Below are 25,080 nucleotides of genomic sequence, written 5' to 3'. Positions count from 1 at the left end.
AGAGACCCGCCGTGCCGGACGTCCTCACCGCCCCCCTGGTCGTCGAATTCCCCTTCACCCGCTCCCTCGGCCCCGTGCTGAGCGCCTTCCTCACCGGCCTGCGCGAGCGCGTCGTCCTCGGCATCCGCACCCGCGACGGCCGCGTCCTCGTCCCACCCGCCGAATACGACCCGGTCACCGGCGAGGACCTCCACGCACTCGTCCGGACCGCCGCCACCGGCACCGTCACCACCTGGGCCTGGAACCCCGCGCCACGCCGGGGCCAGCCGCTGGCCACTCCCTTCGCCTGGGTACTCGTCCGCCTCGACGGCGCCGACACCGCCCTCCTCCACGCCCTCGACGCCCCCGGGCCCGAGGCCGTGCGCACCGGCCTGCGGGTGCGCGTCCGCTGGGCGGCGCGGCGCACCGGAGCGATCACCGACATCGCCTGCTTCGAACCCTGCCCGCCCGGCACCGACGCACCCGCCGGCCCGGCCGTCCCGCACGATGGCGTCTTCCCCGACCCCGTCACCATCCTCACCACCCCCGCCCGCCTCGACTACACCTATACCCCCGGCCGCGCCCTCGGCCGCCATCTGGCGGCCCTCGCCGACCGCAGGATCACCGGCGAACGCTGCCCGTCCTGTCACAAGGTCTACGTACCGCCCCGCGGCGCGTGCCCCACCTGTGCCGTCGCCACCGGGGAACAGGTCGAGGTCGGCCCCCGGGGCACCGTCACCACCTTCTGCGTCGTCAACATCAAGGCCAGGAACCTCACCATCGACGTGCCCTATGTCTACGCCCACATCGCCCTGGACGGCGCCGGCCTCGCCCTCCACGGCCGTATCGCCGGCATCCCCTGCGACCAGGTGCGCATGGGACTGCGCGTCGAACCCGTATGGACCGGCGACGCCCGCCACCCCGACCACTACCGTCCCACCGGCGAGCCCGACGCCGCCTACGACACCTACAAGGAACTGCTGTGACCCGGCCCGGGCGGCCCGGCCCGCCCGGCGCCCGCGAGATCGCGATCGTCGCCTTCGCCCAGACCCGGCACCGCCGCGCCACCCCGGAGCTGTCCGAGCCCGAGATGCTGCTGCCCGTCCTGCGCGAGGCCCTCGACCAGGCCGGACTGCGCCCGGGCGAGGCCGGCTTCACCTGCTCCGGGTCGAGCGACTACCTCGCCGGCCGGCCCTTCTCCTTCACCATGGCCCTCGACACGGTCGGCGCCTGGCCGCCCGTCGCGGAGTCCCATGTGGAGATGGACGGGGCCTGGGCGCTCTACGAGGCATGGGTGAAGCTCCTCACCGGCGAGGCCGACACCGCCCTCGTCTACGCCCATGGCACCTCCTCGTCCGGCGAGCTCCGCGATGTCCTCACCCGCCAGCTGGACCCCTACTGCACCGCACCCCTGTGGCCGGACCCCGTCGCCCTCGCCGCCCTCCAGGCGCAGGCGCTCATCGACGCCGGGGAGACCGACGAGGCCGCCCTCGCCCGCATCGCCGTCCGCAGCCGCGCCGCCGCCGCGACCAATCCGTACGCCCAGCTGCGCGGCCCGGTGCCGGCGGGCGACTACGTCGTCCGGCCGCTGCGCACCGGCGACTGCCCGCCCGTCGGCGACGGGGCCGCCGCCGTCGTCCTCGCCGCCGGGGACGACGCCCGCCGCAGGTGCGCCCGGCCCGCCTGGATACGCGGCATGGACCACCGTGCCGAACCCCACGCGCTCGGCGTGCGGGACCTCACGGACTCCGTCTCCACCCGCCTCGCCGCCGAGCGCGCCGGAGCCTTCGACGCCCCCGCCGACACCGCCGAACTCCACGCGCCCTTCACCTCCCAGGAGGTCGTCCTGCGCAAGGCGCTGCGGCTGGCCGACGGCGTGGCCGTCAACCCCTCCGGCGGCCCCCTGGCCGCGAACCCCGTCATGGCCGCCGGTCTGATCCGGCTCGGCGAGGCGGCGGCCCGCATCCACCGGGGCGAGTCCGGCCGGGCCCTCGCCCACGCGACCTCGGGCCCGTGTCTCCAGCAGAACCTCGTCGCGGTGCTGGAAGGGCCGGAAAGGGAGGAGAGGCCGTGAACGGCAGGGAACCCGTGGCCGTCGTCGGTATCGGCCAGACCCACCACGCCGCCGCCCGGCGGGACGTCTCCCTGCCCGGCCTCGTCCGCGAGGCCGCCCGCCGGGCGCTCGACGACGCGGAGCTCACCTGGGCCGACGTGGACGCCGTCGTCATCGGCAAGGCGCCCGACTTCTTCGAGGGCGTCATGATGCCCGAGCTGTATCTCGCCGATGCCCTCGGCGCGGCCGGCAAACCGGTCCTGCGGGTGCACACCGCGGGCTCCGTCGGCGGCTCCACCGCCCTGGTCGCCACGAGCCTCGTGGCCGCCCGCGTCCAGCGGACCGTGCTGGCCCTCGCGTTCGAGAAACAGTCCGAGTCCAACGCCATGTGGGGGCTTTCCCTGCCCGTCCCCTTCCAGCAGCCCCTGCTGGCCGGCGCCGGAGGCTTCTTCGCCCCGCACGTCCGCGCGTACATCCGCCGCACCGGAGCCCCCGCGGACATCGGCGTCCTCGTCGCCCACAAGGACCGCCGCAATGCCCTGCGGAACCCTTACGCCCACCTCCACGAGCACGGCCTCACCCTGGCACAGGTCCGGTCCTCACCCATGCTCTGGGACCCGATCCGCTACTCCGAGACCTGCCCGTCCTCCGACGGCGCCTGCGCGCTGGTCCTCACCGACCGCGCGGGCGCGGCCCGTTCCCCGCGCCCGCCCGCCTGGGTGCACGGCGGGGCCATGCGCAGCGAGCCCACGCTCTTCGCCGGCAAGGACTTCGTCTCGCCCCGCGCGGGCCGGGACTGCGCGGCCGAGGTCTACCGCCAGGCGGGGATCACCGACCCGCGCCGCGAGATCGACACCGCCGAGCTGTATGTGCCGTTCAGCTGGTACGAGCCGATGTGGCTGGAGAACCTCGGCTTCGCCGCCGAGGGGGAGGGCTGGCGGCTCACCGCGTCCGGGGCGACCGCCCTCGGCGGCGAGCTGCCCGTCAATCCCTCGGGCGGGGTCCTGTCCACCAACCCGATCGGCGCCTCCGGGCTGATCCGCTTCGCCGAGGCCGCCCTCCAGGTGCGCGGCGAGGCCGGAGCGCACCAGGTCGAGGGGGCCGCCAAGGCCCTCGGCCACGCCTACGGGGGAGGAGCGCAGTTCTTCTCCATGTGGCTGGTGGGAAGCCGGCCGCCCACCGGCTGACGGGGGTGTGACGCGGCCTGTCCGGCACCCGGCTGACGGAGTGCGACGCGGCCTGTCCGGCACCGCCCGTGCTCGCTAGGGTGGGCCGGGACGACGACCGGGAGGAGCTACGGACGTGACGGAGAGCACGACTGAACGGCCGGCGGGCGGGCCGGCGCACGACCTCGACCTCGCGAACGCCGCCTGGCAGTCCGGTACGCAGGGACTCGGCGACGTCCAGATCGCCTTCGTCGAAGGCTTCATCGCGATGCGGCACGGCCGCCGGCCGGACCGCCCGGCGCTGGTGTTCACCCCGGCGGAGTGGCGCGCGTTCGTACTCGGCGCGCGCGAAGGGGAGTTCGACCTGACGTAGCCGTCGGCGGACACCGGCGGTGCCGGCGGGCGGAGGGCCGTGGCCCTGCCGCCCGTCACCGGTTCCCGGCGTCCGGGCCGGAGCCCCGGGGTTTCAGCGGGCCGCTCCCACGCCCTCGTTCAGCAGCTCCGCGTGGTAGCGGCGGGCGACCTGCGGGTGCGCCCGCAGCCATCCCTTGATCTCGTTGCGGCCGTACTCCGCGAACAGCGGGTTCGTGGAGTCCTGGGTGACGCCCGGGGCCTGGTCGGCGTGCGCGAACGGGACGGGCTCGATACGGGCGTCCAGCCGGGGGTTGTAGAAGAACGGCACGGAGTAGCGCTCGCGGTCGCCGGGCGGGCTCACGACCCGGTGGTTGGTGGCCTTGAGGTAGCCGTTGGTGGCCACCTCCAGCAGCTCGCCGAGGTTGATCACGAACGCGCCGGGCACCTTGGGCACGTCCAGGAACGTCCCGTCCGGGCCCTCCACCTGCAGGCCGCCCACCTCGTCCTGGAGCAGCAGGGTCAGGAAGCCGTAGTCCTTGTGGGCGCCCACGCCCTGGGCGGCGCCGTCGGGGGCGCTGCCGGGGTAGCGGACCAGCTTCAGGTGCAGGTGCGGGCGCTCGGCGAACGCGTCGTCGTAGAAGTCGGCCGGCGCGCCGATCGCGGCCAGCAGCTCGTGCAGCAGGCGCCGGGCGACCGAGCTGAGCCTGTCGATCCAGTGCAGGGCGGCCGTCCGCAGCTCCGGGAGGGAGTCCGGCCACTGGTTCGGGCCCTCCAGCCACCAGTAGCCGGGCTCGTCCGGGCCGGGCACGTGCGGCGCGCGCTCGGCGCCGATGTCGAGCTGGTCGCGCCAGTCGCGGCTGCCGCCCGTGCGCTCGTCGCCCGTGCGGGTGTAGCCGCGGAAGTGGGGCGAGTTGAGGTTGCTCACGGCGAGCCGCTCGGCCTCGGGGAGCGCGAAGAAGGCGCGGAGGGTGCGCATCAGGTCTTCGGTCTCGGCCTCGGTGACACCGTGGCCGGTCAGGTGGAAGAAGCCCACGTCACGGGCGGCGGAGTGGAGGTCCTGGCGGAAGCGCGCGCGGGCGTCGGGGTCACCGTCGGCGGCGGAGAGGTCGAGGACGGGAAGCTGGTTGCTCATGAGGGTGTCCACAGCTGTGAGGCCCGGTTCCGTACGGCGGTGCGCCGGACGGCCGTCCGGCGGCGCAGGGTGTGCGGAAGGACGGACGGGTGACCGGGAAACGGCAGGAAGATCAGGAAGGCAAAAAGAAGAGCGGCCTCGGCCCGAAGAAGGGGGCCCGGCGGGAGGAAGGTCAGCCGAAGCGACGACAGGACATGCTCGTGACGCGGAGGAGGTCCACGTGGCGGCGTTTCACGAGCATGGTCACGACGTCATCGTATACGACCCGGCGCGGAACCGGCGTACCGGTCGGTAGCCACTGGGTGCCGGCCGGGTGCCCGGACCGGCGGCCCGGGTGAAGAGAATGCCGGGCCCACCCCCTCTTCGCACCCGGAAATACAGGAATCCCCCCTCCTCGGGGCCCGTGCACCCGAGGAAGGGGGAAATTCCGTGGATCCGGCGCGAGCCGGTCGTCAGTGGCCGTGACCGCCGTCGTGGTGGCCGAAGCCGCCGTCGTGCCCGTGGTCCCCGTGGTCACCGTCGTGGTGGCCGAAGCCGCCGTGGTGCCCGAACCCGTCGCCGTGGGCGCTGGTGCCGCGGTTGCCCGAGCCGTTGCCCGAGATGACCGGGATCTCGTCGAGGATGTGCGACAGCGGGTCGTCGCCGTCGTCGATCGTCGAGTTGTCGGTGCACTGCTGCTGCTGCTGCGAGCTGAGGACCGGCACGTCCTGGACGCCGATGTTGGCCAGCAGCGCGATCAGCGACTGGGCTTCGATCTTGCCGATGCCGAGGCACGGCTTGTTGAGCGTGCCCTGGATCAGGCTCATCTGCGGGCTCTGCTCACCGCCGGTCTTGGTGTTGCCGTAACCGGTCTTCGAAGCGTTGCCGTTGGCGACGTCACTGTCGTTGCCGATCGCCATCGCGGGGCCGGCGATGGTGCCGACGGCCGAAGCCGTCATGGCGGCCGTGGCGAGTACCTTCTTGAGCACGTCTGTGCCTTTCGATCGATTAGCGCCCCTCTCAGGGAAGCGACCTGAGTAACTCGACCCCATTTGCAGAAGTTTCGGGCATTCACTCATTTGCTCCATCGGCCGCCGGAGCGGAATTCCGGTGCCGTATTCCGCTGGTAGCGTGCGGTTCGCGGCGGTTCGCGGGCCGTCGGCCCCGCCCGGACAGCGCCCCCACAAGCCATGTCCGGGCGGGCTCAGCGCCGCCCCCGCTCCGGGGCGAAGGGGATCCCGCTCGCCAGGCCGCGGACGGCGACCACCAGGGCCTCGCCGAGGAAGCCGACCCCGATGTTCAGCTGCGTCGGCCGGGCGCTCGCGTGCATCCCCGACCGGGCCGCGACGTAGCCGAAGCCCGCCATGAGCACCAGTGAACCCGCCGCCACGGCGAAGGACTTGCCGGTGTAGCGCTGCCAGAGGACGCCGCCGCGCTCGAAGACCTCGATCGTGGCGCCGCGCGCCACGCCCAGGGCCGCGCCGGGGATCAGCCACCCCAGGTCCGCCCCCGTGACGTCGTCGGCCTTGATCACCGACATGACGCCGATGCCGGTGAGGACCAGCGGCGCGACCAGCAGGTCGCGCGCGTTGAGCGGCTCTCCCCTCAGACGTCTGACCACCACGACGATCAGCACCACGACGATCGCCGCCGCCGGTACCCAGCCGTTCATGTTCGCCCAACCCCCTTATTTGGCACGCTCGTGCCAAATAAGATGTTAGCTCGACCGTGCTATAAAGTCGACATGCCGAAGATCGTCGATCCGCGGGCCCGCCGCCGGGACGTCGCCGAGGCCACCCTCCGCGTGGTGGCCAGGAGCGGGCTGGAAGCCGCCTCGCTGCGCAATGTGGCCGAGGAGGCCGGCCTGGCTGTCGGCTCCGTGCGGCACTACTTCAGCGATCACGACGAGCTGGTGGTCTTCGCCATGAGACATCTGGTCGACCGCATCGACCGGCGGGTCCGCGCGCACATCGACCACCTCGGCACCCCGGAACCCGACGGCGACCTCAGGGCCCGCGCCGAGGAACTGCTCGGCGAGTTCCTCCCGCTGGACGCGACACGGCACGAGGAGGCCGTCCTCTGGATCGCCCTCGCCACCGCCGCCCGGATCCGCCCCGGACTGCGCCCCTGCGCCGTGGAACTGCAGGAGAACGCGCTGACCCTGATGGGGCACGTCCTCCGGGGCGCCCAGACGGCCGGCGGCCTCCCCGCCGGCCTCGACCCCGGCACCGAGAGCCGCAGGCTGGCCGCCCTGATCGACGGCCTCACCTTCCAGGCCGTCCTCCAGCCGGACCGCTACCCCCCCAAGGAGCTCCGCCGGCTCCTCCGCCACCATCTGGAGACCCTCAGGGAGAGGGCCTAGCGGCCCGCCGCACCACGACTCTCCCCGGGGTCACGCGACGGCGCCGGGCACGTACGATGTGGGCATGTCGTTCCTCCGCCGCCGCAGCGCCGCCACGCCCACCGGGCCGGACTTCGACGTCCTGGCCATGGACCCGGGCGACTGGCCGGGTGATCTCGGAGCCGGGCTGCTGCCCGCGCCCGATGGCAGCTGCCAGGGCGTCTTCCTCCGCTATGACCTCTTCGGCGGGCGCGGCCCGGCGATGATCATCGGCAATCTGCCCGAGGGCTCCCCCGCGCGCGAGGTGGGCGAGGACCAGGTGCCCTTCGAGGTGACCCAGCTCCTCGCCGCGCTCGGCAACGAGGAGCCCGTCCATGTCCTGGGGACCGAGGACATCCCGGTCATGCACGAGGACAACCTTCTGATCGTGCGGCGCGTGAAGTGCTCCGAGGGCCGCATCTCCTGCACCCAGTTCGACCGCAGCGACGGCGTCCTCGTCACCATCGCCAGCTGGGACCGGCCCATCACCGACGAGCTCTACCAGCTCCTCAAGCCGCTGCCCGCCGAGATGTTCCAGCAGGTCTGACCGACCCCGCCCGCCCCGGACACCGGAGCCCGGTACGGACCGCCGTACCGGGCTCCTCGCACGTCCGGGCCCACCGGCCTACTGGTTGGACGGGCGCACGGTCACCTCGTCGGCCTTCACGAACGCCACCCGGTGACCGAACTGGATCTCGTAATAGACGTCCTTGCCACGGACCAGCTTGTGGCCCGCCGGGTCGAAGGTCTTTGCCCAGAGGTACTCGCTCGTCAGCCGCTGCCCCAGGGCGTACTCCTGCCCGGCGAGCAGCTTGTACGGCAGCGGAGTCACCGCCTGCACCGGCACCCCCGCCGGATACGCCGCCTGCTCCGGGTAGGCACGACCGTAGACCGGCACGTCCGCGACGCCCTCCTTGGGGGTGATGACCGAGCCGAAGGCGTTGACGGCCGTCGGGCGCCACCAGGGGTTGTGGAACCACGCCTTCTGCCCCAGGTACCAAATGGCCGTCCAGTCCCCGCGCCGGTCGGCGACCGCGAACTGCTGACCCGTGGACGCGCGGGCGCCCGTGTCGTTGACATCGGCGGTCGACTCCCCGCCGTCCGGGCGCAGCCCGATGTCCTTCACCAGCGGGGACTTCTCCCTCGGCGCCGTGTGCAGCCGCACCGCGCCCGAGCCGTGCGCGGCGCACGGCTTGCCCGGCCCCGTGCAGCCGGTGTAGGCGGGCTTGTGCCTGTCGTATTCGGGGCGGATGGTGACCATGCCGCCGAACGCGCCGCCCGTGGGCCGCAGCGGCTTGCCGATCAGCTCGAAGTAATGCGCCCAGTCCCAGTACGGACCCGGGTCGGTGTGCATGCCGCGGATGGTCCCCGGAGTGGTGCCCGGGACGTTGTCATGGCCGAGGATGTGCTGCCGGTCCAGCGGGATGTCCAGCTTCCGTGCCAGATGGGCCACCAGACGCGCGGACGTACGGTACATCTCCTCCGTGTACCAGGCGTCGGGCTGGGCCAGGAAGCCCTCGTGCTCGATGCCGACCGATTTGGCGTTCACGTACCAGTTGCCCGCGTGCCAGGCCACGTCCTTCGTGGGCACGTGCTGGGCGATATGGCCGTCCGCCGAGCGGATGGTGTAGTTCCAGGAGACATACGCCGGATCCTTGATCAGCTTGATCGTGGTCTCCCACGACCCCTCCGTGTCATGGATGACGATGAAGTCGGCCTTCTGCGATGTGGGGCGGTTACCCAGGTCGTGATTGCCGTAGTCGGAGCCCTCCAACTGCTGGTACGGCGCGGGGATGGACTCGCACGCCACCGTGGCCGGGCACTCGACGCCGTCCTCCGGGGAGACCGGCAGCCCCAGCCGCCGCACCTGCTCCGGACGGACCTCCAGGCCGGGACTGGCGGGGAGTGCCACCCGCTGGCCCGTGTCGGTGGTGCGCCGCTCACCCGAACGGATCACCGCGAAGACGTCCTTGGCGAAGGTGTCCGCCGTGGCGGAGTCGCCGGCGCCCGGATAGCCCGCCACCGCGCCGTACCAGTCGGCGGGGTCGCCGCCGGCCGGCAGCCCCAGCCTGCGCTGGCCGTCGGCGAGCAGCGCCGCACCGCCCTGGATGTTCGCCGCGGGATCCCGGCGCAGCGCCTCGGCGGACAGCCCGGACAGCGCCGCGGCCCGCTCCAGGGTGCGCAGCCGCGCCGGGAGCTCGGCGGGCACGGGCGAGGCGCCCCGGGCGGCGCGGGCGGCCGGGAGGGGCCGGGCGCCGTCGCCCCGGGGGTCCTCACGGCCGTCGGCGTGGTGCGGGACCGCCGCCAGGGCCGTGGCGGCGTCGGTGAGGTGCATCGGGCCGTAGCCACCGGTGACGCTGGGCGCGCCGTCGTGGGTGTCCCAGCGGGACTGGAGGTAGGAGACGCCCAGCAGCACGCTCCGTGGTACGTGGTACTTCGCGGAGGCCGCGGTGAACGCCTGGAGCAGAGCGCCGTCGCCCGCCCGGCCGGCCGGTGCCGCCGGGGCCGTGGCGATCAGGGGCAGCAGCAGGGCCGCCGAGGCCACGACGCCCGCCGAGCGGAGTGGGCGGCGTCTTCGCGGGGACGGGGGAGCGGTGGTCCGGGGTGCGGAAGCGGATCCTCGCAATGCGGCCTCCTAGAGACGGATGTGCCACGCGCTGGGACGGTCTGGGGAAGGGCTGCGTCGGAACGGTGGGCGCGCGTGCGGGGCGTGCGGTACCGGACGTACCAGAGGTAGTCGCTGGATGACGATCCGTCAATCATGCTGGTGTCGCCGATGCTGCGCATGTCCATGCCCGTGCCCGGAGACTACTCCGCGCGGACGTCCGCTTCACGGTGGCCCGTTGGGCCGAACCGGTGAACGCCGACGCGCCGCGCGGAAGGGCGCGGCGCGTCGGCGTGGTGGTGGGGGCCGGTCAGCGGGTGCCCACCGCGGCCCGGACGGCACGCCTGGCGAGCGCGCAGTCGTCGTGCAGCCGGCGCAGCAGGAGCCGCTGCTCCTCGCCGGACTCGGCGGCCCCGGGCGCCGTGGGCGCGGGGTCGTGCATGGCGCGCTGCACCGCCGTCTCGTACGTACGGATCTCCCGGGTGAGCACCAGCATCAGATTCACCAGAAAGGCGTCACGGGAGGCCGGGCCGGCCTGCTGTGCGTACTGGCTGATCTGACGGCGGGCGCCGGGGGCGTCGCCGAGGACGGTCCAGAGGGTGGCCAGGTCGTACCCCGGGAGATACCAGCCGGCCTGGTCCCAGTCGACCAGGACCGGGCCGGCGGGGGAGAGGAGGATATTGGAGAGCAGCGCGTCGCCGTGGCAGAACTGCCCCTGGACATGGGCCAGGCCGTGCAGCAGCTTCTGCAGGTCGCCCAGGTCGCGATCGGTGAGCAGGCCGAGCTCGTGATAGCGGGCGATGCGCTTGCCGTAGTCGAGCGGCATGTCGAACATGCCGACCGGAGGCCGCCAGAGGTTGACCCGGCAGACCGCCCCGAGCGCCGCCCGGACGTCCGCGCGGGGCGGCGAGTCCACGGGGTGGCGCTGGGTGGCGGCCGGGCGGCCCGGCATCCGCTCGATGACCAGAGTGCCATTGTCGGGATCCGCGGCGATCAGCCGGGGCACGCGCACCGGAGGGCGGTGCCGGACGAACGCCCGGTATGTAGCTATTTCGTGGCGGGACCGCTCGGCCCAGGAGGGGGAGTGATCCAGTAAACACTTGGCCACGGCCGTGGAGCGACCGGTGGAGCCGACCAGCAGGACCGAGCGCCCGCTGCGCCGCAGCACCTGGACGGGGTTGAACTCCGGGCAGATGCGGTGCACGGCGGCGATGGCCGTCCGCAGCTGGGCGCCCTGAGGGCCGGACAAGTCGATTCTCCCGCTGAGCGGTTGGCCGCCGAGCCCCGGGGACCGCCGGGCCCGCCCGCTCCCGAAGGCAGCTCCCGCGGCGTGGGAGGGGTCGAGGTAAGGCCCGCCGCCGGCGTGCTGCGGACGGAGCTGCCGGGGCGGGGCGGACACGGAGGACGAGGCTGCATACATGTGCGGAACAGATCCCTTCGTGTGCCGACGAATGCGACGCTCCCCGGTCCCCGGGCCGAGGAGCACCCTGGGGAATGCGGTCCGGCAGCCGGGTGGCCGGGGTGGCGCGTTCCTACATCACACCCACCCGCGGGTGGCACACCATCTGGCGCACCCTGGCGAACCCTGGCGAATACTCGCCTGGCCCCTGAGCGCCCGCTACCTTCAAGTCAGCCGAGAACCTGGGGGCTTGACGTGACAAGGGAACCCAACACCCGCCTAGCGGATCTGTTCGGCCTGGCCGGCTGGTCCAAGGGCGAACTCGCGAGACTGGTGAACCGGCAGGCGGCGGTCATGGGCCATCCGCAGCTGGCGACCGACACCTCGCGGGTGCGGCGTTGGATCGACATGGGGGAATCCCCGCGTGATCCCGTGCCCAAGGTGCTGGCAGCCCTCTTCACCGAGCGACTCGGTCGTGTCGTGACCATCGAGGACCTCGGGTTCGGCCGGCGAGGGCGCGCGGGTAAGGGGCAGTCCGCGGACGGACTGCCCTGGCCGCCCGAGCGGACCGCCGCGGTCCTCACCGAATTCACGGGAATGGACCTCATGCTCAACCGACGCGGCTTGGTGGGCGCGGGCGCCGCGCTCGCCGCAGGCTCAGCACTCAGCAGCGCGATGCACGACTGGCTGCACTCCGATCCGGTTCTCGCCTCCGACGCCCCCCGTTTCGACGACCTGCGGATGGACACCGCACACGCCGACCCCGCCGGCCTCGACCGCTACGAGGCGGCGCCGGTGGGCTCCACGGAGATCGACGCACTCGAACACTCGGTCGAGGTCTTCCGCGCCTGGGACGCCGCCCGTGGCGGCGGCCTCCAGCGCAAGGCCGTCGTCGGCCAGCTCAACGAGGTGGGCGGCATGCTCGCCTACCACCACCCCGAGCACCTCCAGCGCAGGCTCTGGGGGGTCGCCGCCAACCTCGCGGTGCTCGCCGGCTGGATGTCCCACGACGTGGGCCTGGAGCCCACGGCGCAGAAGTACTTCGTCATCGCGGCCCACGCGGCCCGCGAGGGCGGCGACCGCCCGCGGGCGGGCGAGGCGCTTTCCCGGGCCGCTCGTCAGATGGTCCACCTGGGCCGTCCGGACGACGCGCTCGACCTGATGAAGCTGGCCAAGTCCGGCGCCGGCAGCGAGGCCCTGCCCCGCACCCGCGCCATGCTGTGCACGATCGAAGCCTGGGCACAGGCGTCGATGGGGCGCGGCCAGGCCATGCGGCGCACCCTCGGCGAGGCGGAGGAGCTGTTCGTCTCGGACCGGGGCGATGTGCCGGCGCCCAGTTGGATGCAGAAGTTCGACGAGATGGAACTCCACGGGATGCAGGCCCTCGCCTACCGCACCCTGGCGGAGCACGACCCCGCGGCGGCGGCCATCGCCCAGCGGCACGCCAAGGAGGCGCTGGAGCTGCGCGGGGTGGACACCCTCCGGTCGAAGATCTTCGACTACATCTCCATGGCCTCGGCGTGCTTCATCAGCAACGACCCCGAGCAGGCGGACACCTACGCCCGGCTGGCGCTGGTCTCGATCGGCGAGACCTCCTCGCACCGGACCTGGGACCGCCTGCGCGAGATGTACCGCCTCACGGGGAAGTACGCGGGCTTCGCCCGCATCGAGGACCTCCGCCAGGAGATCCAGCGGGCGCTGCCCAGGGCGCCACAGGGCCCGGGGAAGGGCGGCGCGGCCAGAGGCGGGAGCGCGAAGGTGTGAGGCCCCGGGCAAAGCCCTCAGCCCTCACCGACCGGTGGGAACCCGTCCCGCCCTCGTGATTCCCTACGGCCTCGGTCCGTCCCGGTGGCCGCGGTTCTCCCACGAAGGCTCCTACGAGCCGTGATCCCTGCCGGTCGTGTCACTGAGCTGTATCCCTACGGCTGTGCCCCTATGAGGGAACGCGTGCCACCAGAACGCAGGCGTCGTCCTCACGGTCCTTCCCGCCGAACTCCTCCAGCACGGTCCGCACGCACTCCTGGGCGCTTCTCGCCGCGGTGAACCGCGGTGCGTAGCCCAGCAGCCGCTCCAGGTCCGTGTCGAGGCCGGGCTCCGTGCTGTGCGGGACCAGGCCCTCGGTGTGCAGGAGGAGCAGGTCGCCCGGCTCCAGCTGCTCCTCGGCCTGTGCGTAGGTGACGTCGGGGACCGCCCCGAGGAGCACGCCCTCGGGCGGCTGGAGCGCCCGTCCCCTGCCGCTGCGGAAGAGCAGGGGGGCCGGGTGGCCGGCCTGGGACCAGCTGAGGACGCGGGTCGCGGGGTCGTAGCGGCAGCAGACGGCGCTGCCGAGGGCCGGCTGGGCAGAGGCGTCGAGGAGGTGGTTGAGCCAGCCCATCAGCGGGCCCGGGTCGGCGCCGGTGACGGCCATGCCGCGCAGCGCGCCGAGCAGCATGGCCATGGTCGACGTGGCGGTCACCCCGTGTCCGGTGAGGCCGCCGACGCTCAGCAGGGTCCGTCCGTCGGGCAGCTGGAGGGCGTCGAACCAGTCACCGCCGATGAGGGCGTTGCTGGCGGAAGGGAGATAGTGCGCGGCCAGGTCGAGGGTGCCACGGGCGCCCGCGGCACCCTCGACCTCGGCGGTCGGCTGCGGGAAACGCAGGGAGCCGCGCCACGGTGGCAGCACGGCTTCCTGGAGCTCGACGGCGAGGCGCCGCTCGGTCCGGGCGATCTCGCGGTGGCGCTGGAGGGAGTCCCCCGTCTCGTGCACCGCCCGGAGGTTCCGGTGCTCCTCGCTGACGTCGCGTAAGACGGCCCACATGGAGGCCGTGGCGCCGTCGGCGTCGAGCACCGGCTCGCCCATCATGTGCACGGTGCGCAGGGAGCCGTCGCCGCGGAGGATCCGGAACTCCCCGTCGATCGGCTTGCCGTCCACCAGGCAGTCGGTGACCATCGCGGTCAGCAGGCCGCGGTCCTCGTCCAGGAGCCAGGACGGGAGCTCGTCGAGGGTCAGGGCGCCGTCCTCGGGGCGGCGGCCGAAGATCTCGAAGAGCTCGGCGGACCAGGAGGCGTCGTCGTTGAGGAGGTTCCACTCGGCGCTGCCCGCCCTGCCCGGCGGGGCTTCCGGGCCGGCCTGGGCGGGCACGAGCCCGGCCGGGGCGCCCGGGGGCTCCTCGGAGCCGGTGAGCTCCGGCAGCCCGGCGCGGAGCTGGTCCAGGTGCTCGCCGAGGTTGTCGAGGTGGTGCACGGCGAGGTCGCACAGGGCGCGCTGCCAGCGCAGCTGCGGATCCTCGGACAGCTCTTCCCCCACCGTTTCCCGGCGCACGGCGTCGACACCGCCGCGCAGCCTTCGGGTCTGGGAGATGAGCGCGTCGACCGTGCCGGGCTCGGATGGTCGAGCGGTGGAACGGTCCGCGTGCAGGGGGGACGGCATGTCGTACTCCGATACCGGCGCGGCGCGGCCGGCTCCTGGGTCCGGGGAATGGGCCGGTAACGACTGTTGCACAGGGAGCGAGGGCCCGTAAGTGGTTTGGCAACACCCGATCCGGTGGTGTCTTAGGCACATGCCAGGGGCATTCGGGGAGGGCTGCCGGGGGTGAGGCGTCAAGCGCGGTGCGCGGCGGTCGGCGGAGACCGTGGTGCGGAGGGCGGATTCCGGCGGTGTCGCCGGGCGGTGCGGCGACGGGCCCGGGAACGGGACCCGGAACGCGATCTTGACGAGGCCGTGGCGGGGTCGTGGCGAGTGGGGCCGGAGGTGCGGCGGTGAAGGTCACGCCGGGTGAAAGCGGGGCTTCGCGCCCCGGCCCGGCATGTGGGGGTGTTCGGGGGTCGGTGGGGCATTTCGGGCACGGCTCGGCGGAATGCTTCGCTCCAGGTAGGCTGCGGGCGCTTGGAGGATCCGGAGTTCCCCCTGTTCACCAGGCATAGCCCCGATGGACACCGGCAAGAATGCCGGACGACGGAAATCCCGTTGCCAGCCGACTCCCCGCACCGGATGCTGACCCCATGTTCGATCCAGACATAGCGCCCAGCGGCACCCTGCTCGGCCTCCTCCAGCGAGGCCGCGGCGACGGGACCCTGTATGCCCTCGCGGCGCCGCGGGCGGAGGCGCTCGCGGCGCTGCACCACTGCGTGCTGCGCGACCCCAGGCGGGACTGGCAGGTCGAGAACCGCTCGCTCTATTACGCACGCCTGTGTCTGGACCTCGACGCCGGGCTCGGCGAGATCGCCGAGCACCTCTTCGACGCCGACGACGTCCTGGACACGGGCGAGGAGCGCACGGGCCTGGCCCTCGCCGTCCTCGGCCACCTCGCCTCGTACGGGCGTGCGGACGCTCTCCTGCTCCTGCGCCGCTACGCGGTCTCGGGGACGAACTGGGCATGGGCCCTGGACGAGCTCGCCCTGCGCGACGACGACGCGGGCCTGCTCGCCCTCGGCGCGAGCGTCCTCGCCCGGTTCCCCGCCACGCCCGAGGGCGAGCGCGACCTCGCCGCGGCCGTGCGCGACGCCTTCGAGCCCCGCCCCTGGCGGCTGTGGGCCGACGAGAAGCAGTCGCCCGCGACCGCGGACCGGGTGCGCGCCGCACAGGAACAGGGGTCCTTCGACCGCTGGCAGCGCCAGCTCCGCCCGTCCGGCCCCCGGCCGGGCTGGAGCGTCCGGGAGGTCCTGGACTGGGCCCAGCAGGGCCTCGACCTCCACCCCACCCAGCTGCGCCACGTCCCCGCGACCCGCTGTCTGACCGCCGTCGCCGGCCCCGAGGACCGGCTGGAGATCATCCAGGCCGCGGCCGGAGGCCCCGAGGCCGCGCGCGCCACCGCCCTGCGCTATCTCGCCGAGCACCACGACCCGCAGGCCCTCGACCTCATCGAGAGCGCCGCCGCCGACCCGTCCCCGCGGGTCGCGGAGGCCGCCGTCACCGCCTTCGAGCGCATGCGCAGCACGGCGGCCCTGGAGCGGGCCCGCGCCTGGATCCACCGCGGCGACGCCCTCGGCGCCGCCGCGGCCGGGATGCTGGCCTGCCGGGGCGCGCAGTACGACTCGGCGCTCGTCCTCGGCGCCCTCCGCCGGACCGTGCGGGCCGAGGGGCCCGACGCGCCCGTGCTGTGGGACCTGGTCCAGGGGGCCGGGCGGCTGGCGATCGGCTGCGCCGCGCCCGTGCTGCGCCACGTCTACCGCGAGACGACCTCCTCGCAGCTGCGCGGCCGTACGGCCCGCGCGCTCGCGGCCACGGACCCGTCGTTCGCCAGGGGCTTCGCCGTCGAGTGCCTGTGGGACTGCGAGGAGACCACCCGGGAGCTCGCGGCGCACCACGCCACCACGGCGGACGCCCGGGTGGTGGAGCAGCTGCGCAGGCTCGCCGCCGACCCGGCCGAGGAGGCGGAGGTGCAGACCGCCGTCCGCAGCCGCTTCGGCCCGGACGCCCCGCAGGCCGGGTGAGCGCCGGATGAGTGCGAAGATCGTGCGATGAGAGCGAAGATCGTATCCGTGGCGCTGTCCGGAGCGCTGCTGCCCGTGGTGCTGACGTCGATACCGGCGGCCGGCGCCGTCGCGGAGGCCCGTGACCGGCCCGCGGCCACCGCCCCGAGCGCCGCCGCGGCCCTCGTGCGGATCACCGAGGGGCAGGTCGCGGAGGCCCGTCCGGGCGTCCCGATCCTCTATCCCAGCGTGACCAGCTGCCTGACCGTGACCGTCCGGCTGGCCGACGGCCGTAAGGCCGGCGCCCACGCCAGCCTGTTCCAGGTGCCCGGCGAGTACCGCTCGGACGCGATCCTCGCGGCGCTCAAGCAGCGCGTGGGGCACCGGACGGTGCGGGCGGTCGAGGTCCGGGGCGCGGTCGGCGCCTGGCACCCCGGCTATTTCACCAAGGCGATCGAGGCGTACGGGGACGGCGAGACCGTGCCCTTCCCCACGGCGCCGGACCCCGACGGGATCGCGCGTGCGGTGGCCGACGGGCTGGGGCAGCCGCGCGGGCGGGTGACGGTCCAGGACGTCCCCGATGGGGATATGACGGTTACCTGACATGCCGGCGGGCCGGATTCCGGCCGGACTACCGAGGGGCGGGCGGCCGTGCGAAGCTGTGGCGACGCCCGCCATGACCAGGAGGTTTCAATGACGGACAGCACAGCACCCCAGGACACGCCGCAGGACGCGCCCGCGAACGGTGCCGAGGACGACGTGAAGCGCAAGTTCAAGGAGGCGCTGGAGCGCAAGCGCGGCCAGGCCGCCGACGCCGCCGCCGGTGGCCGCAACAGCGATGGATCCAAGATCCATGGCACCCACGGCCGGGCGGGCGGTCAGCGCTCCTTCCGGCGTAAGAGCGGCTGACCGCCGAGGAGCCCCGGGCCGCCGGCGTCAGGACCGCCGGCGCCTGAGGGCCTTCCGCACGAAGCGGACGATCAGCGCGATCACGACGATCGCCACCACGACCAGCAGGATCAGCACCACGATCAGGACGATGCCGAGCTTCTTGAAGAAGCCCTTCTTCTTCTTTTTCTTGGGCTTCGCCAGCGTGGACTTGTGGTCCTTGCCGGCCTGGTGGCGGGGCGAGGCGTCGGCGGCCGACCCGGCGTCGGCGGCGGCCGGCGCCTGGGCCGTGTCCGCGGCCGCCACGGCCACCGTGGCCGACCGGGCCGGGCTCTCCGCCGCCGCGGGCGGCACCAGCAGCGCGGCCGCCAGCGCGAGCGCCGCGGCCACCACCGCCCGGCGGCCCCGGCGCCGTCGGGCGCCGCTCCGCTCCGCCGTGGGCCGGTGGCCCTCCCGCTCGTCCTGGTTCAGCTCAGCGCTCATGCACGCCCCCATGGTTCGGGTGTCACCTGCTCGTACGTACCCACCTGGTCGGCATGACCCTGACATGTGCCGGGCCGACCTGGCGCGCCCCCATTATGCGGGCCGAGGGGCATCGCCCAGCAGGGCGCGTGGCGGCTCGCACCGGAGTGACGGGCTTATGGAGCTTTGTCCTCCGCTTCAGGGCTCCGCCCCGGCCCCCGACCGCTCCGGCGCCGCCGGGCGGCCGCGCTACGCGCGCACCGGCGTCCCCAGGAGCTCCTCCTCCACCCGTGGGTCCAGGCCCAATGCCGGGCGGTCCGGGCGCTGGGGGGCACGGCCGCCGAGGGACGTCAGCCAGGACCAGGTGTCCGCCACCGTCTCCCCGGCCGGGCGGCACCGCAGCCCGCTCGCCAGGGCCTTGTCCACCGCTCCCCGGTGCAGCGTCTCGTAGAGCTCGCCCCGGGGGACCCAGAGCGGGAGGTCCGTCCACGGTTGGACGCCCGCCGCGAGGATCCGCTCCGGGTCCGTCCAGCGCAGCTCCGCGTCGGAGCCGGTGGCGCGGACGCACGCCTCCAGGAACCCGCCCATCGTGGTGTGACCGGGCGGGCCGATCAGGTTGTACGGCCCCGACAGACCGTGCGCGACGGCGTCCAGGGTCCACTCCGCGAGGTCGCGGGCGTCGATGAACTGAAGCTCCAGGTCGCTCGGGCCGGGGGCCAGCACCGGGCCGCCGCGCGCGATCCGGTTCAGCCACCAGGGCAGCCGGCCGATGTTCTCGCGGGGCCCGAGGATCAGCCCCGCCCGCACCAGCAGCGCCCCGTCCTCCCCGAAGGCCCCGATCGCGGCCAGCTCGCCGCCGCGCTTGTCCCGCTCGTACGCCACCGCGCCGGCGTCCGGCGAACCCTCCACCACCGGATGGCTCTCGTCGTGCCCGTCGGGGCTCGGGTAGGCGTACACCGAGCCGCTCGACACATACGCGTACCGCCCCGCCCGCCCGGCCAGCGCCCGCGCGGTGTCCCGGACCGCCGACGGCGCGCCCGACCAGGTGTCGACGACGGCGTCCCACTCGCCCGCCGCCAGGGCCGCGAGTCCGTCCGCCGCCGTGCGGTCGCCGCGCAGCGCCGTCACACCGGCGGGCGCGGGGTGGGCGCCGCGGTGGAAGACCGTCACCTCCCAGCCGCGTGCCAGCGCCGCCTCGGTGACGGCGTATCCCACGAATTCGGTCCCGCCCAGAATCAATAGCCTCATGCCGTCACCCTGCCCTCCCGCCCCGGGCGGGCGGAAGGGCCGCATGCTCTGGGCAGAAAACCCGGGTCCTTGCCCGGCGGCGGACCGGCGGGGGATTGGAGGGCAACCTTACTTAGAGGGGGGCGAGTTGGTTCCGGTTGCGTGCCGGCCCCCGGAACGTCCGGGGAGCGTGCGCGGATCCCGACCGCGGGGTGGGCGGAAGTATCCGTTGATTGCCGGATGCAACAGGCAAGCCGGACAGCCGTCATCAGGCCGATCTCCGGGCGGCCCGTTCTTCGAGTGACCCCTGTGGTTCCGGGTGGAGCGTATGGGTCCGACGCCGGTGTACACCAATGTCGCCACAGGTCACCCTGCGGATGCCCGCCGGCCCCGCGATCGCGGGCACCGCCGGGCTTCCTCCGAAGGCCCGACCGAAACCGGCCAGGGTGCCGAGAACCACCGCGTGGCTCCTGGCCATCGAGCCAGCAAGACCCTCGGGCATGGCGCACTATATGGCTGGGCGGTCGAGAGGCTGAGGGTGCCTCCCGATGCCGTGGCACACGTGTGCCCGGCGGCTCATGACACCACCGCGCGGTCTCGGCTCCGGCCGTGCGGCTCAGGCGCGGACAGCGGTGTCCGCGCCGTGGGGGAGGAGTGGCGGTCGCCGGGGAGGTGCGACCGCGGGTGGGGGCCGTGCCTTGGGGACCATTCGATGTGCGGGTCGGTGCCGGGTCCCGGTGCTGCGCGTACACGTCATGACCGGACGGCTGCGCACGCGTGCGCAGAGCCGTTCTGGGGGGAGAAAACCATGGGTCGTTCGACCCGTCTTGCCGCGGCGTGGGCCGCGGGTGTCCTGCTCACCGTGGCCGTGCCGGCCGGGGGCGCGCATGCCGCCGACACCACGCCCAGGATCGATCTGCGGCTGCTCGTCGTCGACGACGGCGGCCCGGCCACCGAGGCCATCCGCGCCGAGCTGGCCGAGGCCGGCACGCCCTACACCCAGGTGGACCTCACCGCGGCGGGGCGCCAGCGGATCGACGAGGCGTTCCTCAGCGACACGGTCGACGGCAGACCGCGCGCCAAGTTCCAGGGTGTGGTGTTACCCAACGACAATCCCTTCGGGGACGGTTCGCCCGAGATGGCGGCCCTCGCCTCGTACGAGAAGCGCTTCGGCATCCGGCAGGTCGACGCCTACACCTACGCCCGCCCGGCCGTCGGGCTCAACACCCCCGCGGACGGCGGCTACAGCGGTCCCCTGGACGGCAAGACCGCGCAGGTGACCTCCACCGGGGCGGCGGGCCCGTTCGGCTATCTGAGGAAAAACGTTCCCTTCGAGGACAACGACACCGCTGTCAACGAGAGTTACGGATATCTGGCCACCCCCCTGGAGAAGCAGGCGGACGGCGCCACCTACACCAGTCTGCTCGACGCCCCCATACCGGGCGGCAGCGCCCGCGGCTCGCTGATCGGCGAATACGCCCACGACGGCCGCAGCGAGCTCGTCGTCACCTTCGTCGCCAACCAGTACCAGACACAGTTCCGGCTGGTCTCGCGCGGCATCGTGGAGTGGCTGACCCAGGGCGCCCATCTCGGCGCCGCCCGTAATTACTTCGGCGTCCACGTCGACGACGTCTTCGCGGCGGACGACCGCTGGGACACCAAGCTCAAGTGCACCCCCGGCGACGTCGACTGCCCCGGCAACCCCAATCCGGACAGCCCGGCGATCCGGATGAAGGCCGCCGACGCGCAGTACGCCAAGCAGTGGTCCCAGAGCCACAAACTCACCCTGGACCTCGCCTACAACGGCGTCGGCAGCGAGGAGTACCGGGCGGAGCACGGCGGGGCGGCCGACCCGCTGCTCCAGCAGCTGGTCGCCGACCAGCAGTCCTACCGCTGGATCAACCACACCTTCACCCACGCCTTCCTCGGCTGTGAGCAGAACACTTCCGTCGTGCCCTGGAAGTGCGCCACCGACATCTTCGGCCGGACCCGCTGGGTCAGCCGTCTGAAGATCAGCGGCGAGATCGACGGCAACACCGCCTGGGCCGCGAAGCAGGGCCTGGTCCACGACAAGGACGAGCTCGTCACCGGCGAGCACTCCGGTCTGAAGACCCTGCCCCAGCAGACCGAGGACAACCCCGAACTCGCGCCCGTGCTCGGCCAGAGCGGCGTCGGCTGGGTCGCCAGCGACAACTCCCGCGAGCGGCAGCAGCGCCCGGTCGGCTCCGCGCTGACGGTGCCCCGCTACCCCATGAACGTCTACTACAACGTCGGCACCGCGGCCGAGCAGACCGACGAGTACAACTGGCTCTACACCAAGAAGGCCGACGGCGGCAGCGGCATCTGCGAGAAGTACCCCGAGACGACCACCTGCATGAAGGCCCCGCTCGACACCAGGACCGGCTTCGCCTCCTACATCGCGCCGCTCGAGTCCCGCATCGCCCTGGGCCACGTGCTCGCCAACGACCCGCGCCCGCACTTCATGCACCAGTCCAACCTCTCCGAGCAGCGGATCGGCTACACCGTGCTGGAGAAGGTCCTCGCCGACTACAACGGCCTCTTCGCCGACAACACCCCGCTGGTCAACCTCCGGATGCGGGACATCGGCACGGAGCTGAGCAAGCGCGCCGCCTGGAAGACCGCGCTCGCCGCCGGCAAGGTCACCGCCTACCGGATCGGCAACGCCGTCACCGTCAGCGCGCCCGACGGGACACAGGCCGCCGTCACCCTGCCGACGGGCACCGTGCAGACGGGCCCGAACGGCTCGGGCACGGCCTTCGGCAGCGCCTACGCGGGTGCCCGCTCCGGCTGGACCGCGGCCGGCACCCAGACCCCGGCCACCTTCACCCTGCCCGGCACCGCGCCCGCCGCGCATTCCGCGGGCGCCACCGCCGCGCGCGTCCAGGCGCCGGCCGCCGCCCTCCCGGTTCCCCAGGGCGTCGCCCACCGCGTCCCCTACGGGCCCGCGGACGCCGCCGCGACCACCGCACGCCGCTGACCGGCAGCAGCACCGCATCGAGCCGCGCACTCTCTGGAGAGAACCGAATTTCATGCACGGACCGCTTGCCGAGACAGCAATCGACACTCCCTCGGTGACCCTGCTCACCGAGGGGACCTATCCGCACAGCCACGGTGGAGTGAGCGTGTGGTGCGACCAGCTGGTCCAGGGCATGCCCGACGTCGACTTCCGGGTCATCGCGGTGACGGGCACCGGGCGGGAGCAACTCGCCTGGGAACTCCCGCCGCACGTCCGGAGCGTGCAATGCCACCCGCTGTGGGGCCCGCCGCCGACGGGCCGCGCCCCGCGCGGCAAGCGGCTGAAGGCCCTGCTCACCGCCTACGAGCTGTTCCTGCTGACCCTCCTCGACCCGGCGCACGAGCACCACTTCCCGAGGACCTTCTACCGGCTGGCCGAGTACGCCGCGGCCGGCACCCTCGCCCCGGCCCTGCAGGGCGAGGCCGCGGCCCGCACTCTCGTCCGGGTGTGGAACCGCCCCGGCCTCGCCACCGCCGGCGCGAAGCCCACCCTCCACGACGCCCTGCTCGCCACCGACCTGCTGGAACACGCGCTGCGCCCGCTCGCCGCCGACCCGCCCGCCGAAGGGGTCACCCACGCGGTGAGCGGGGGGCTGGCCGCGCTGCCCGGTCTGATCGCCCATCACCGCCACGGCACCCCCTTCCTCCTCACCGAACACGGCATCTATCTCCGCGAGCGTTACCTCGGCTTCCGCGCCGAGCCCTACCGCTGGCCCGTCAAGGCGCTGATGCTGGGACTGTTCCGGCTGCTCGCCGTGGAGAGCTACCGGGTCGCCTCGCTCGTCACCCCCGGCAACCGTTACAACCGGCGCTGGGAGGAGCACGGTGGCACCCCGCCCGACCGGATACGCACCGTCTACAACGGCGTCGACCCGGCCGCCTTCCCGCCCGCCGGACCCGAGCCGGAGACCCCGACGCTCAGCTGGGCCGGCCGGGTCGACCCCATCAAGGGCCTGGAGACGCTGATCCGCGCCTTCGCGCTGGTACGGGCCGAGATCCCCGCCGCCCGGCTGCGGCTCTTCGGCGGCACCCCGCGCGGCGGCGAGGGCTACCGCACGGCCTGCGAGAAGCTCGCCGCCGAGCTGGGGGTGGCCGAGGCCGTCGTCTTCGAGGGCAGGGTCGAGGACATCCGGGACGCCTACGCCGCCGGCAACATCGTGATGCTCTCCAGCATCAGCGAGGGCTTCCCGTTCACCCTGATCGAGGCCATGTCCTGCGGCCGCGCGACCGTCTCCACCGATGTGGGCGGGGTCTGCGAGGCCGTCGGCGACAGCGGCCTGGTCGTACCGCCCCGGGACCCCGAGGCCATGGCCAAGGCCGCCCTCACCCTGCTGCGGGACCCGGAACTCCGCGCCCGGATGGGGGAGTCGGCCCGGCTCCGGGTGATCGAGCAGTTCACCCTCCGCCAGACGATCAGCGCCTTCCGCGACATCTACCGCGACCTCGACGCCCGCACCCGGCAGCCGTCCGTCGAGCGGCCCTGGCGCCGCCGACAGCGCGCGCTGGAGGAGCGGCAGGCGGCCGTGCCCGTCATGGCCATGGCCGCGGGCGGTGCGGGATGAGCGGCTTACTGCGCCTCGTACCGGACGAACCCGAACCCGCCCACGACCTCGCGGCCGCGGCCGGCCCGGTCCGCTCCGGTCCGCGCTGGGCGGCCGACCCCGTCGACCAACTGGCCGAGGAACTCGCCGAGGTGTGCGCGGCCGCCGTGCACCCCGACGAGATCGCGGCCGTCCTGGAGGCCGACGGCCTCACCGGTGAGCAGATCACCGAGCGCTACGGCCGCTCCGACGCCTTCGAGCTGGCCGCCGAACTCTACGCCCGGGTGCCCCGCAGCCACCCCGAACCCGGGCCCCGCGCCGACCCCTGGAAGACGCATCCCGGCCGGTTCGCCCTGCGGGCCCTGGTCTTCACCCTGCCCGGCTTCGGCTACGCGCTGGGCGCACCGCTGATGACCGGGGCCCGCGACGGGTACGGCCTGCCCGCGGGCACCGCCGGACTGGTCTCCTCGGCCCTCTTCGCCTGGGCCTGGAACCAGGGCCTCGCCCACCGGGCGTACGTCCGCCTCGCGGCGGGCGGCCGCCCGGCGGCCGGCCGCTGCCTGCGTTGGGGCGCCCCACTCGGCGCGCTCCTCGCCACCGCCGCCGCGCTCCTGGCGCCGGGCCCGGCGGGCCCCACCGGCACCAGCTGCTTCGCGGCGGGCCAGGCCCTGTACCTGGCGGCGGCCACCGTGCTGCTGGTCCTCGGCCGCGAGCGGCTGCTGCTGCTCACCCTCGCGCCCACCGCCGCCGGGGGAGTCTTGCTCCTCTTCCTCCAGCCACCGTCCGTCCTCCGCGTCCTGCTGCTGCTCGGCACCCTCGGCGGTGTCCTCGGCGTGGCCGCCCACCAGATCCTGCGCACCCGCGAGGACGGGGCGCGGGGCGCCGCGCCGCCCGCGCTGTCGCCCCTCGCCTCGCTCCCGTACGGCCTGTTCGGCCTGGGCTGCGGTGTCCTCACGACCCTCGCCGCACTCGGCGACGTGCTGCGCCGCAGCCCGGGCGCGGCCACGGCCGGCGCCGCCGTCATCGCGCTCACCCTCAGCATGGGAGCCGCGGAATGGCTGCTCTACCGCTGCCGGGGCACCGCCCTGAAGGCGCTCGCCCGCGCCACGACCACCCGCGGCATGCTGCTGGGGGCCGTCCGGGTGCTCGCCCTGTGCGTGGCCGGATATCTCGCCGCGCTCACCGTTCTGGCGTTCGGCACCGCGCTGTTGTGGAAGGATGGCCCACCCCTGACCGTCCCTCGGCTCACCGCCCTGCTGGCGCTCGGGGCGGTCCTGTGGACCGGGCTGCTGCTCCAGGCGTTCGGTGTCGCATGGACCCCGGCCGCGCTGTGCCTGGCAGCCGCGGGCGCCGAGTCGGCCGCGCTCGCCCTGCGGGTCTCCACACCGGTCACCGTTCAGCTCCTGGTCTGCACGGGCGCGGCAGTCGCCCTGCTCAGCGTCGCCACCGCCCTGCTCGGACGTCTGACGACCCATCGCTGACGTTCCG

General features: G+C 73.6%; 21 protein-coding genes and 1 pseudogene. 13 read left to right on the top strand and 9 right to left on the bottom strand.

Going from position 1 to position 25,080, the window contains the following annotated elements:
* The first annotated feature begins 11 nt into the window (after window positions 1-11).
* The 4 genes from AF335_RS26825 (at window position 12) to AF335_RS26810 (ending at window position 3,571) form a co-directional block, all read left to right on the top strand.
* On the top strand, window positions 12-965 hold the full coding sequence (locus AF335_RS26825) for a Zn-ribbon domain-containing OB-fold protein (RefSeq protein WP_102921012.1): 954 nt from the start codon (window positions 12-14) through the stop codon (window positions 963-965).
* The gene (locus tag AF335_RS26820; protein WP_244927171.1) at window positions 962-2,053 is read left to right on the top strand and encodes a thiolase domain-containing protein; all 1,092 of its coding nucleotides are present in this window, start codon (window positions 962-964) and stop codon (window positions 2,051-2,053) included. Before AF335_RS26825 ends, AF335_RS26820 begins: the two co-directional genes overlap by 4 nt.
* The gene (locus AF335_RS26815) at window positions 2,050-3,219 is read left to right on the top strand and encodes a thiolase domain-containing protein (protein WP_244927170.1); all 1,170 of its coding nucleotides are present in this window, start codon (window positions 2,050-2,052) and stop codon (window positions 3,217-3,219) included. Before AF335_RS26820 ends, AF335_RS26815 begins: the two co-directional genes overlap by 4 nt.
* A gap of 115 nt (window positions 3,220-3,334) precedes the next feature.
* A complete protein-coding gene (locus AF335_RS26810) occupies window positions 3,335-3,571 on the top strand; it encodes a DUF397 domain-containing protein (RefSeq protein ID WP_102921010.1) in 237 nt (78 codons plus the stop codon).
* 93 nt (window positions 3,572-3,664) lie between these two features.
* Here the strand turns inward: AF335_RS26810 and AF335_RS26805 are convergent, their stop codons facing one another.
* The 4 genes and pseudogenes from AF335_RS26805 to AF335_RS26795 all read right to left on the bottom strand — a co-directional run bounded on the left by AF335_RS26805 (window position 3,665) and on the right by AF335_RS26795 (window position 6,335).
* Entirely contained in the window at window positions 3,665-4,684 is a 1,020-nt protein-coding gene (locus AF335_RS26805) for an isopenicillin N synthase family dioxygenase (protein WP_102921186.1), read from the bottom strand.
* A 172-nt stretch (window positions 4,685-4,856) separates the two neighbouring features.
* On the bottom strand, window positions 4,857-4,931 hold the full coding sequence (locus AF335_RS36725; protein ID WP_418952541.1) for a putative leader peptide: 75 nt from the start codon (window positions 4,929-4,931) through the stop codon (window positions 4,857-4,859).
* 331 nt (window positions 4,932-5,262) lie between these two features.
* Window positions 5,263-5,652, bottom strand: a pseudogene (locus AF335_RS26800) (rodlin); the annotation flags it as partial.
* Window positions 5,653-5,867: 215 nt separating this feature from the next.
* Window positions 5,868-6,335 (bottom strand): DUF1453 domain-containing protein, encoded by a 468-nt coding sequence (locus tag AF335_RS26795; RefSeq protein WP_102921009.1) that lies wholly within the window; start codon window positions 6,333-6,335, stop codon window positions 5,868-5,870.
* A gap of 72 nt (window positions 6,336-6,407) precedes the next feature.
* On the opposite strand from AF335_RS26795, the gene AF335_RS26790 reads away from it, so the two are divergent.
* On the top strand, window positions 6,408-7,025 hold the full coding sequence (locus tag AF335_RS26790; protein ID WP_102921008.1) for a TetR/AcrR family transcriptional regulator: 618 nt from the start codon (window positions 6,408-6,410) through the stop codon (window positions 7,023-7,025).
* 64 nt (window positions 7,026-7,089) lie between these two features.
* Window positions 7,090-7,590 (top strand): hypothetical protein, encoded by a 501-nt coding sequence (locus tag AF335_RS26785; protein WP_102921007.1) that lies wholly within the window; start codon window positions 7,090-7,092, stop codon window positions 7,588-7,590.
* Between the two features lie 78 nt (window positions 7,591-7,668).
* Here the strand turns inward: AF335_RS26785 and AF335_RS26780 are convergent, their stop codons facing one another.
* Complete coding sequence (locus tag AF335_RS26780; RefSeq protein ID WP_102921006.1) at window positions 7,669-9,669, bottom strand: N-acetylmuramoyl-L-alanine amidase; 2,001 nt, start codon at window positions 9,667-9,669, stop codon at window positions 7,669-7,671.
* A 289-nt stretch (window positions 9,670-9,958) separates the two neighbouring features.
* On the bottom strand, window positions 9,959-11,068 hold the full coding sequence (locus tag AF335_RS26775) for an aminoglycoside phosphotransferase family protein (RefSeq protein ID WP_102921005.1): 1,110 nt from the start codon (window positions 11,066-11,068) through the stop codon (window positions 9,959-9,961).
* 234 nt (window positions 11,069-11,302) lie between these two features.
* Here AF335_RS26775 and AF335_RS26770 point away from each other — a divergent pair, with 234 nt between their 5' ends.
* Window positions 11,303-12,811: a DNA-binding protein NsdB gene (locus AF335_RS26770; protein WP_102921004.1), complete on the top strand. Its 1,509-nt coding sequence runs from the start codon at window positions 11,303-11,305 to the stop codon at window positions 12,809-12,811.
* Window positions 12,812-12,980: 169 nt separating this feature from the next.
* Here the strand turns inward: AF335_RS26770 and AF335_RS26765 are convergent, their stop codons facing one another.
* Window positions 12,981-14,456, bottom strand: coding sequence for a PP2C family protein-serine/threonine phosphatase (locus AF335_RS26765; protein ID WP_102921003.1), 1,476 nt, complete (start codon window positions 14,454-14,456; stop codon window positions 12,981-12,983).
* Between the two features lie 572 nt (window positions 14,457-15,028).
* On the opposite strand from AF335_RS26765, the gene AF335_RS26760 reads away from it, so the two are divergent.
* The 3 genes from AF335_RS26760 (at window position 15,029) to AF335_RS26750 (ending at window position 17,347) form a co-directional block, all read left to right on the top strand.
* On the top strand, window positions 15,029-16,459 hold the full coding sequence (locus AF335_RS26760) for a HEAT repeat domain-containing protein (protein ID WP_102921002.1): 1,431 nt from the start codon (window positions 15,029-15,031) through the stop codon (window positions 16,457-16,459).
* Window positions 16,460-16,486: 27 nt separating this feature from the next.
* A complete protein-coding gene (locus AF335_RS26755) occupies window positions 16,487-17,041 on the top strand; it encodes a hypothetical protein (protein ID WP_102921001.1) in 555 nt (184 codons plus the stop codon).
* 90 nt (window positions 17,042-17,131) lie between these two features.
* Window positions 17,132-17,347 (top strand): DUF5302 domain-containing protein, encoded by a 216-nt coding sequence (locus tag AF335_RS26750; RefSeq protein ID WP_102921000.1) that lies wholly within the window; start codon window positions 17,132-17,134, stop codon window positions 17,345-17,347.
* Window positions 17,348-17,374: 27 nt separating this feature from the next.
* On the opposite strand, the gene AF335_RS34865 is transcribed toward AF335_RS26750, so the two are convergent.
* Complete coding sequence (locus tag AF335_RS34865; protein ID WP_170127815.1) at window positions 17,375-17,809, bottom strand: hypothetical protein; 435 nt, start codon at window positions 17,807-17,809, stop codon at window positions 17,375-17,377.
* 228 nt (window positions 17,810-18,037) lie between these two features.
* Entirely contained in the window at window positions 18,038-19,036 is a 999-nt protein-coding gene (locus tag AF335_RS26740; protein ID WP_102920999.1) for an NAD-dependent epimerase/dehydratase family protein, read from the bottom strand.
* Window positions 19,037-19,823: 787 nt separating this feature from the next.
* Between AF335_RS26740 and AF335_RS26735 the strand changes: the two genes are divergently transcribed.
* From AF335_RS26735 to AF335_RS26725, 3 genes are read left to right on the top strand one after another with little or no spacing between them, the layout of a single operon-like run.
* Window positions 19,824-22,013, top strand: a complete 2,190-nt coding sequence (locus tag AF335_RS26735) for a hypothetical protein (protein ID WP_102920998.1) — start codon at window positions 19,824-19,826, stop codon at window positions 22,011-22,013.
* A gap of 52 nt (window positions 22,014-22,065) precedes the next feature.
* A complete protein-coding gene (gene pelF, locus AF335_RS26730; RefSeq protein WP_102920997.1) occupies window positions 22,066-23,613 on the top strand; it encodes a GT4 family glycosyltransferase PelF in 1,548 nt (515 codons plus the stop codon).
* Window positions 23,610-25,073 carry a hypothetical protein gene (locus tag AF335_RS26725; RefSeq protein WP_184743898.1) on the top strand — a complete coding sequence of 488 codons (1,464 nt, stop codon included), beginning with the start codon at window positions 23,610-23,612 and terminating at the stop codon, window positions 25,071-25,073. Before pelF ends, AF335_RS26725 begins: the two co-directional genes overlap by 4 nt.
* Window positions 25,074-25,080: the final 7 nt, after the last annotated feature.

Source organism: Streptomyces eurocidicus, from assembly GCF_002891295.1.
Classification (GTDB): domain Bacteria; phylum Actinomycetota; class Actinomycetes; order Streptomycetales; family Streptomycetaceae; genus Streptomyces; species Streptomyces eurocidicus.
Note: the sequence above shows the minus strand (reverse complement) of the source record. Positions and strands in the feature narration are given on the sequence as shown.

Bases quoted from the DNA above. Each gene is read 5' to 3' on its own strand.
- AF335_RS26805 (WP_102921186.1), bottom strand. From the start codon at position 4,684: ATGAGCAACCAGCTTCCCGTCCTCGACCTCTCCGCCGCCGACGGTGAC.
- AF335_RS26795 (WP_102921009.1), bottom strand. From the start codon at position 6,335: ATGAACGGCTGGGTACCGGCGGCGGCGATCGTCGTGGTGCTGATCGTC.
- AF335_RS26790 (WP_102921008.1), top strand. From the start codon at position 6,408: ATGCCGAAGATCGTCGATCCGCGGGCCCGCCGCCGGGACGTCGCCGAG.
- AF335_RS26785 (WP_102921007.1), top strand. From the start codon at position 7,090: ATGTCGTTCCTCCGCCGCCGCAGCGCCGCCACGCCCACCGGGCCGGAC.
- AF335_RS26775 (WP_102921005.1), bottom strand. From the start codon at position 11,068: ATGTATGCAGCCTCGTCCTCCGTGTCCGCCCCGCCCCGGCAGCTCCGT.
- AF335_RS26765 (WP_102921003.1), bottom strand. From the start codon at position 14,456: ATGCCGTCCCCCCTGCACGCGGACCGTTCCACCGCTCGACCATCCGAG.
- AF335_RS26760 (WP_102921002.1), top strand. From the start codon at position 15,029: ATGTTCGATCCAGACATAGCGCCCAGCGGCACCCTGCTCGGCCTCCTC.
- AF335_RS26755 (WP_102921001.1), top strand. From the start codon at position 16,487: ATGAGAGCGAAGATCGTATCCGTGGCGCTGTCCGGAGCGCTGCTGCCC.
- AF335_RS26750 (WP_102921000.1), top strand. From the start codon at position 17,132: ATGACGGACAGCACAGCACCCCAGGACACGCCGCAGGACGCGCCCGCG.
- AF335_RS34865 (WP_170127815.1), bottom strand. From the start codon at position 17,809: ATGAGCGCTGAGCTGAACCAGGACGAGCGGGAGGGCCACCGGCCCACG.
- AF335_RS26740 (WP_102920999.1), bottom strand. From the start codon at position 19,036: ATGAGGCTATTGATTCTGGGCGGGACCGAATTCGTGGGATACGCCGTC.
- AF335_RS26735 (WP_102920998.1), top strand. From the start codon at position 19,824: ATGGGTCGTTCGACCCGTCTTGCCGCGGCGTGGGCCGCGGGTGTCCTG.
- pelF (WP_102920997.1), top strand. From the start codon at position 22,066: ATGCACGGACCGCTTGCCGAGACAGCAATCGACACTCCCTCGGTGACC.
- AF335_RS26725 (WP_184743898.1), top strand. From the start codon at position 23,610: ATGAGCGGCTTACTGCGCCTCGTACCGGACGAACCCGAACCCGCCCAC.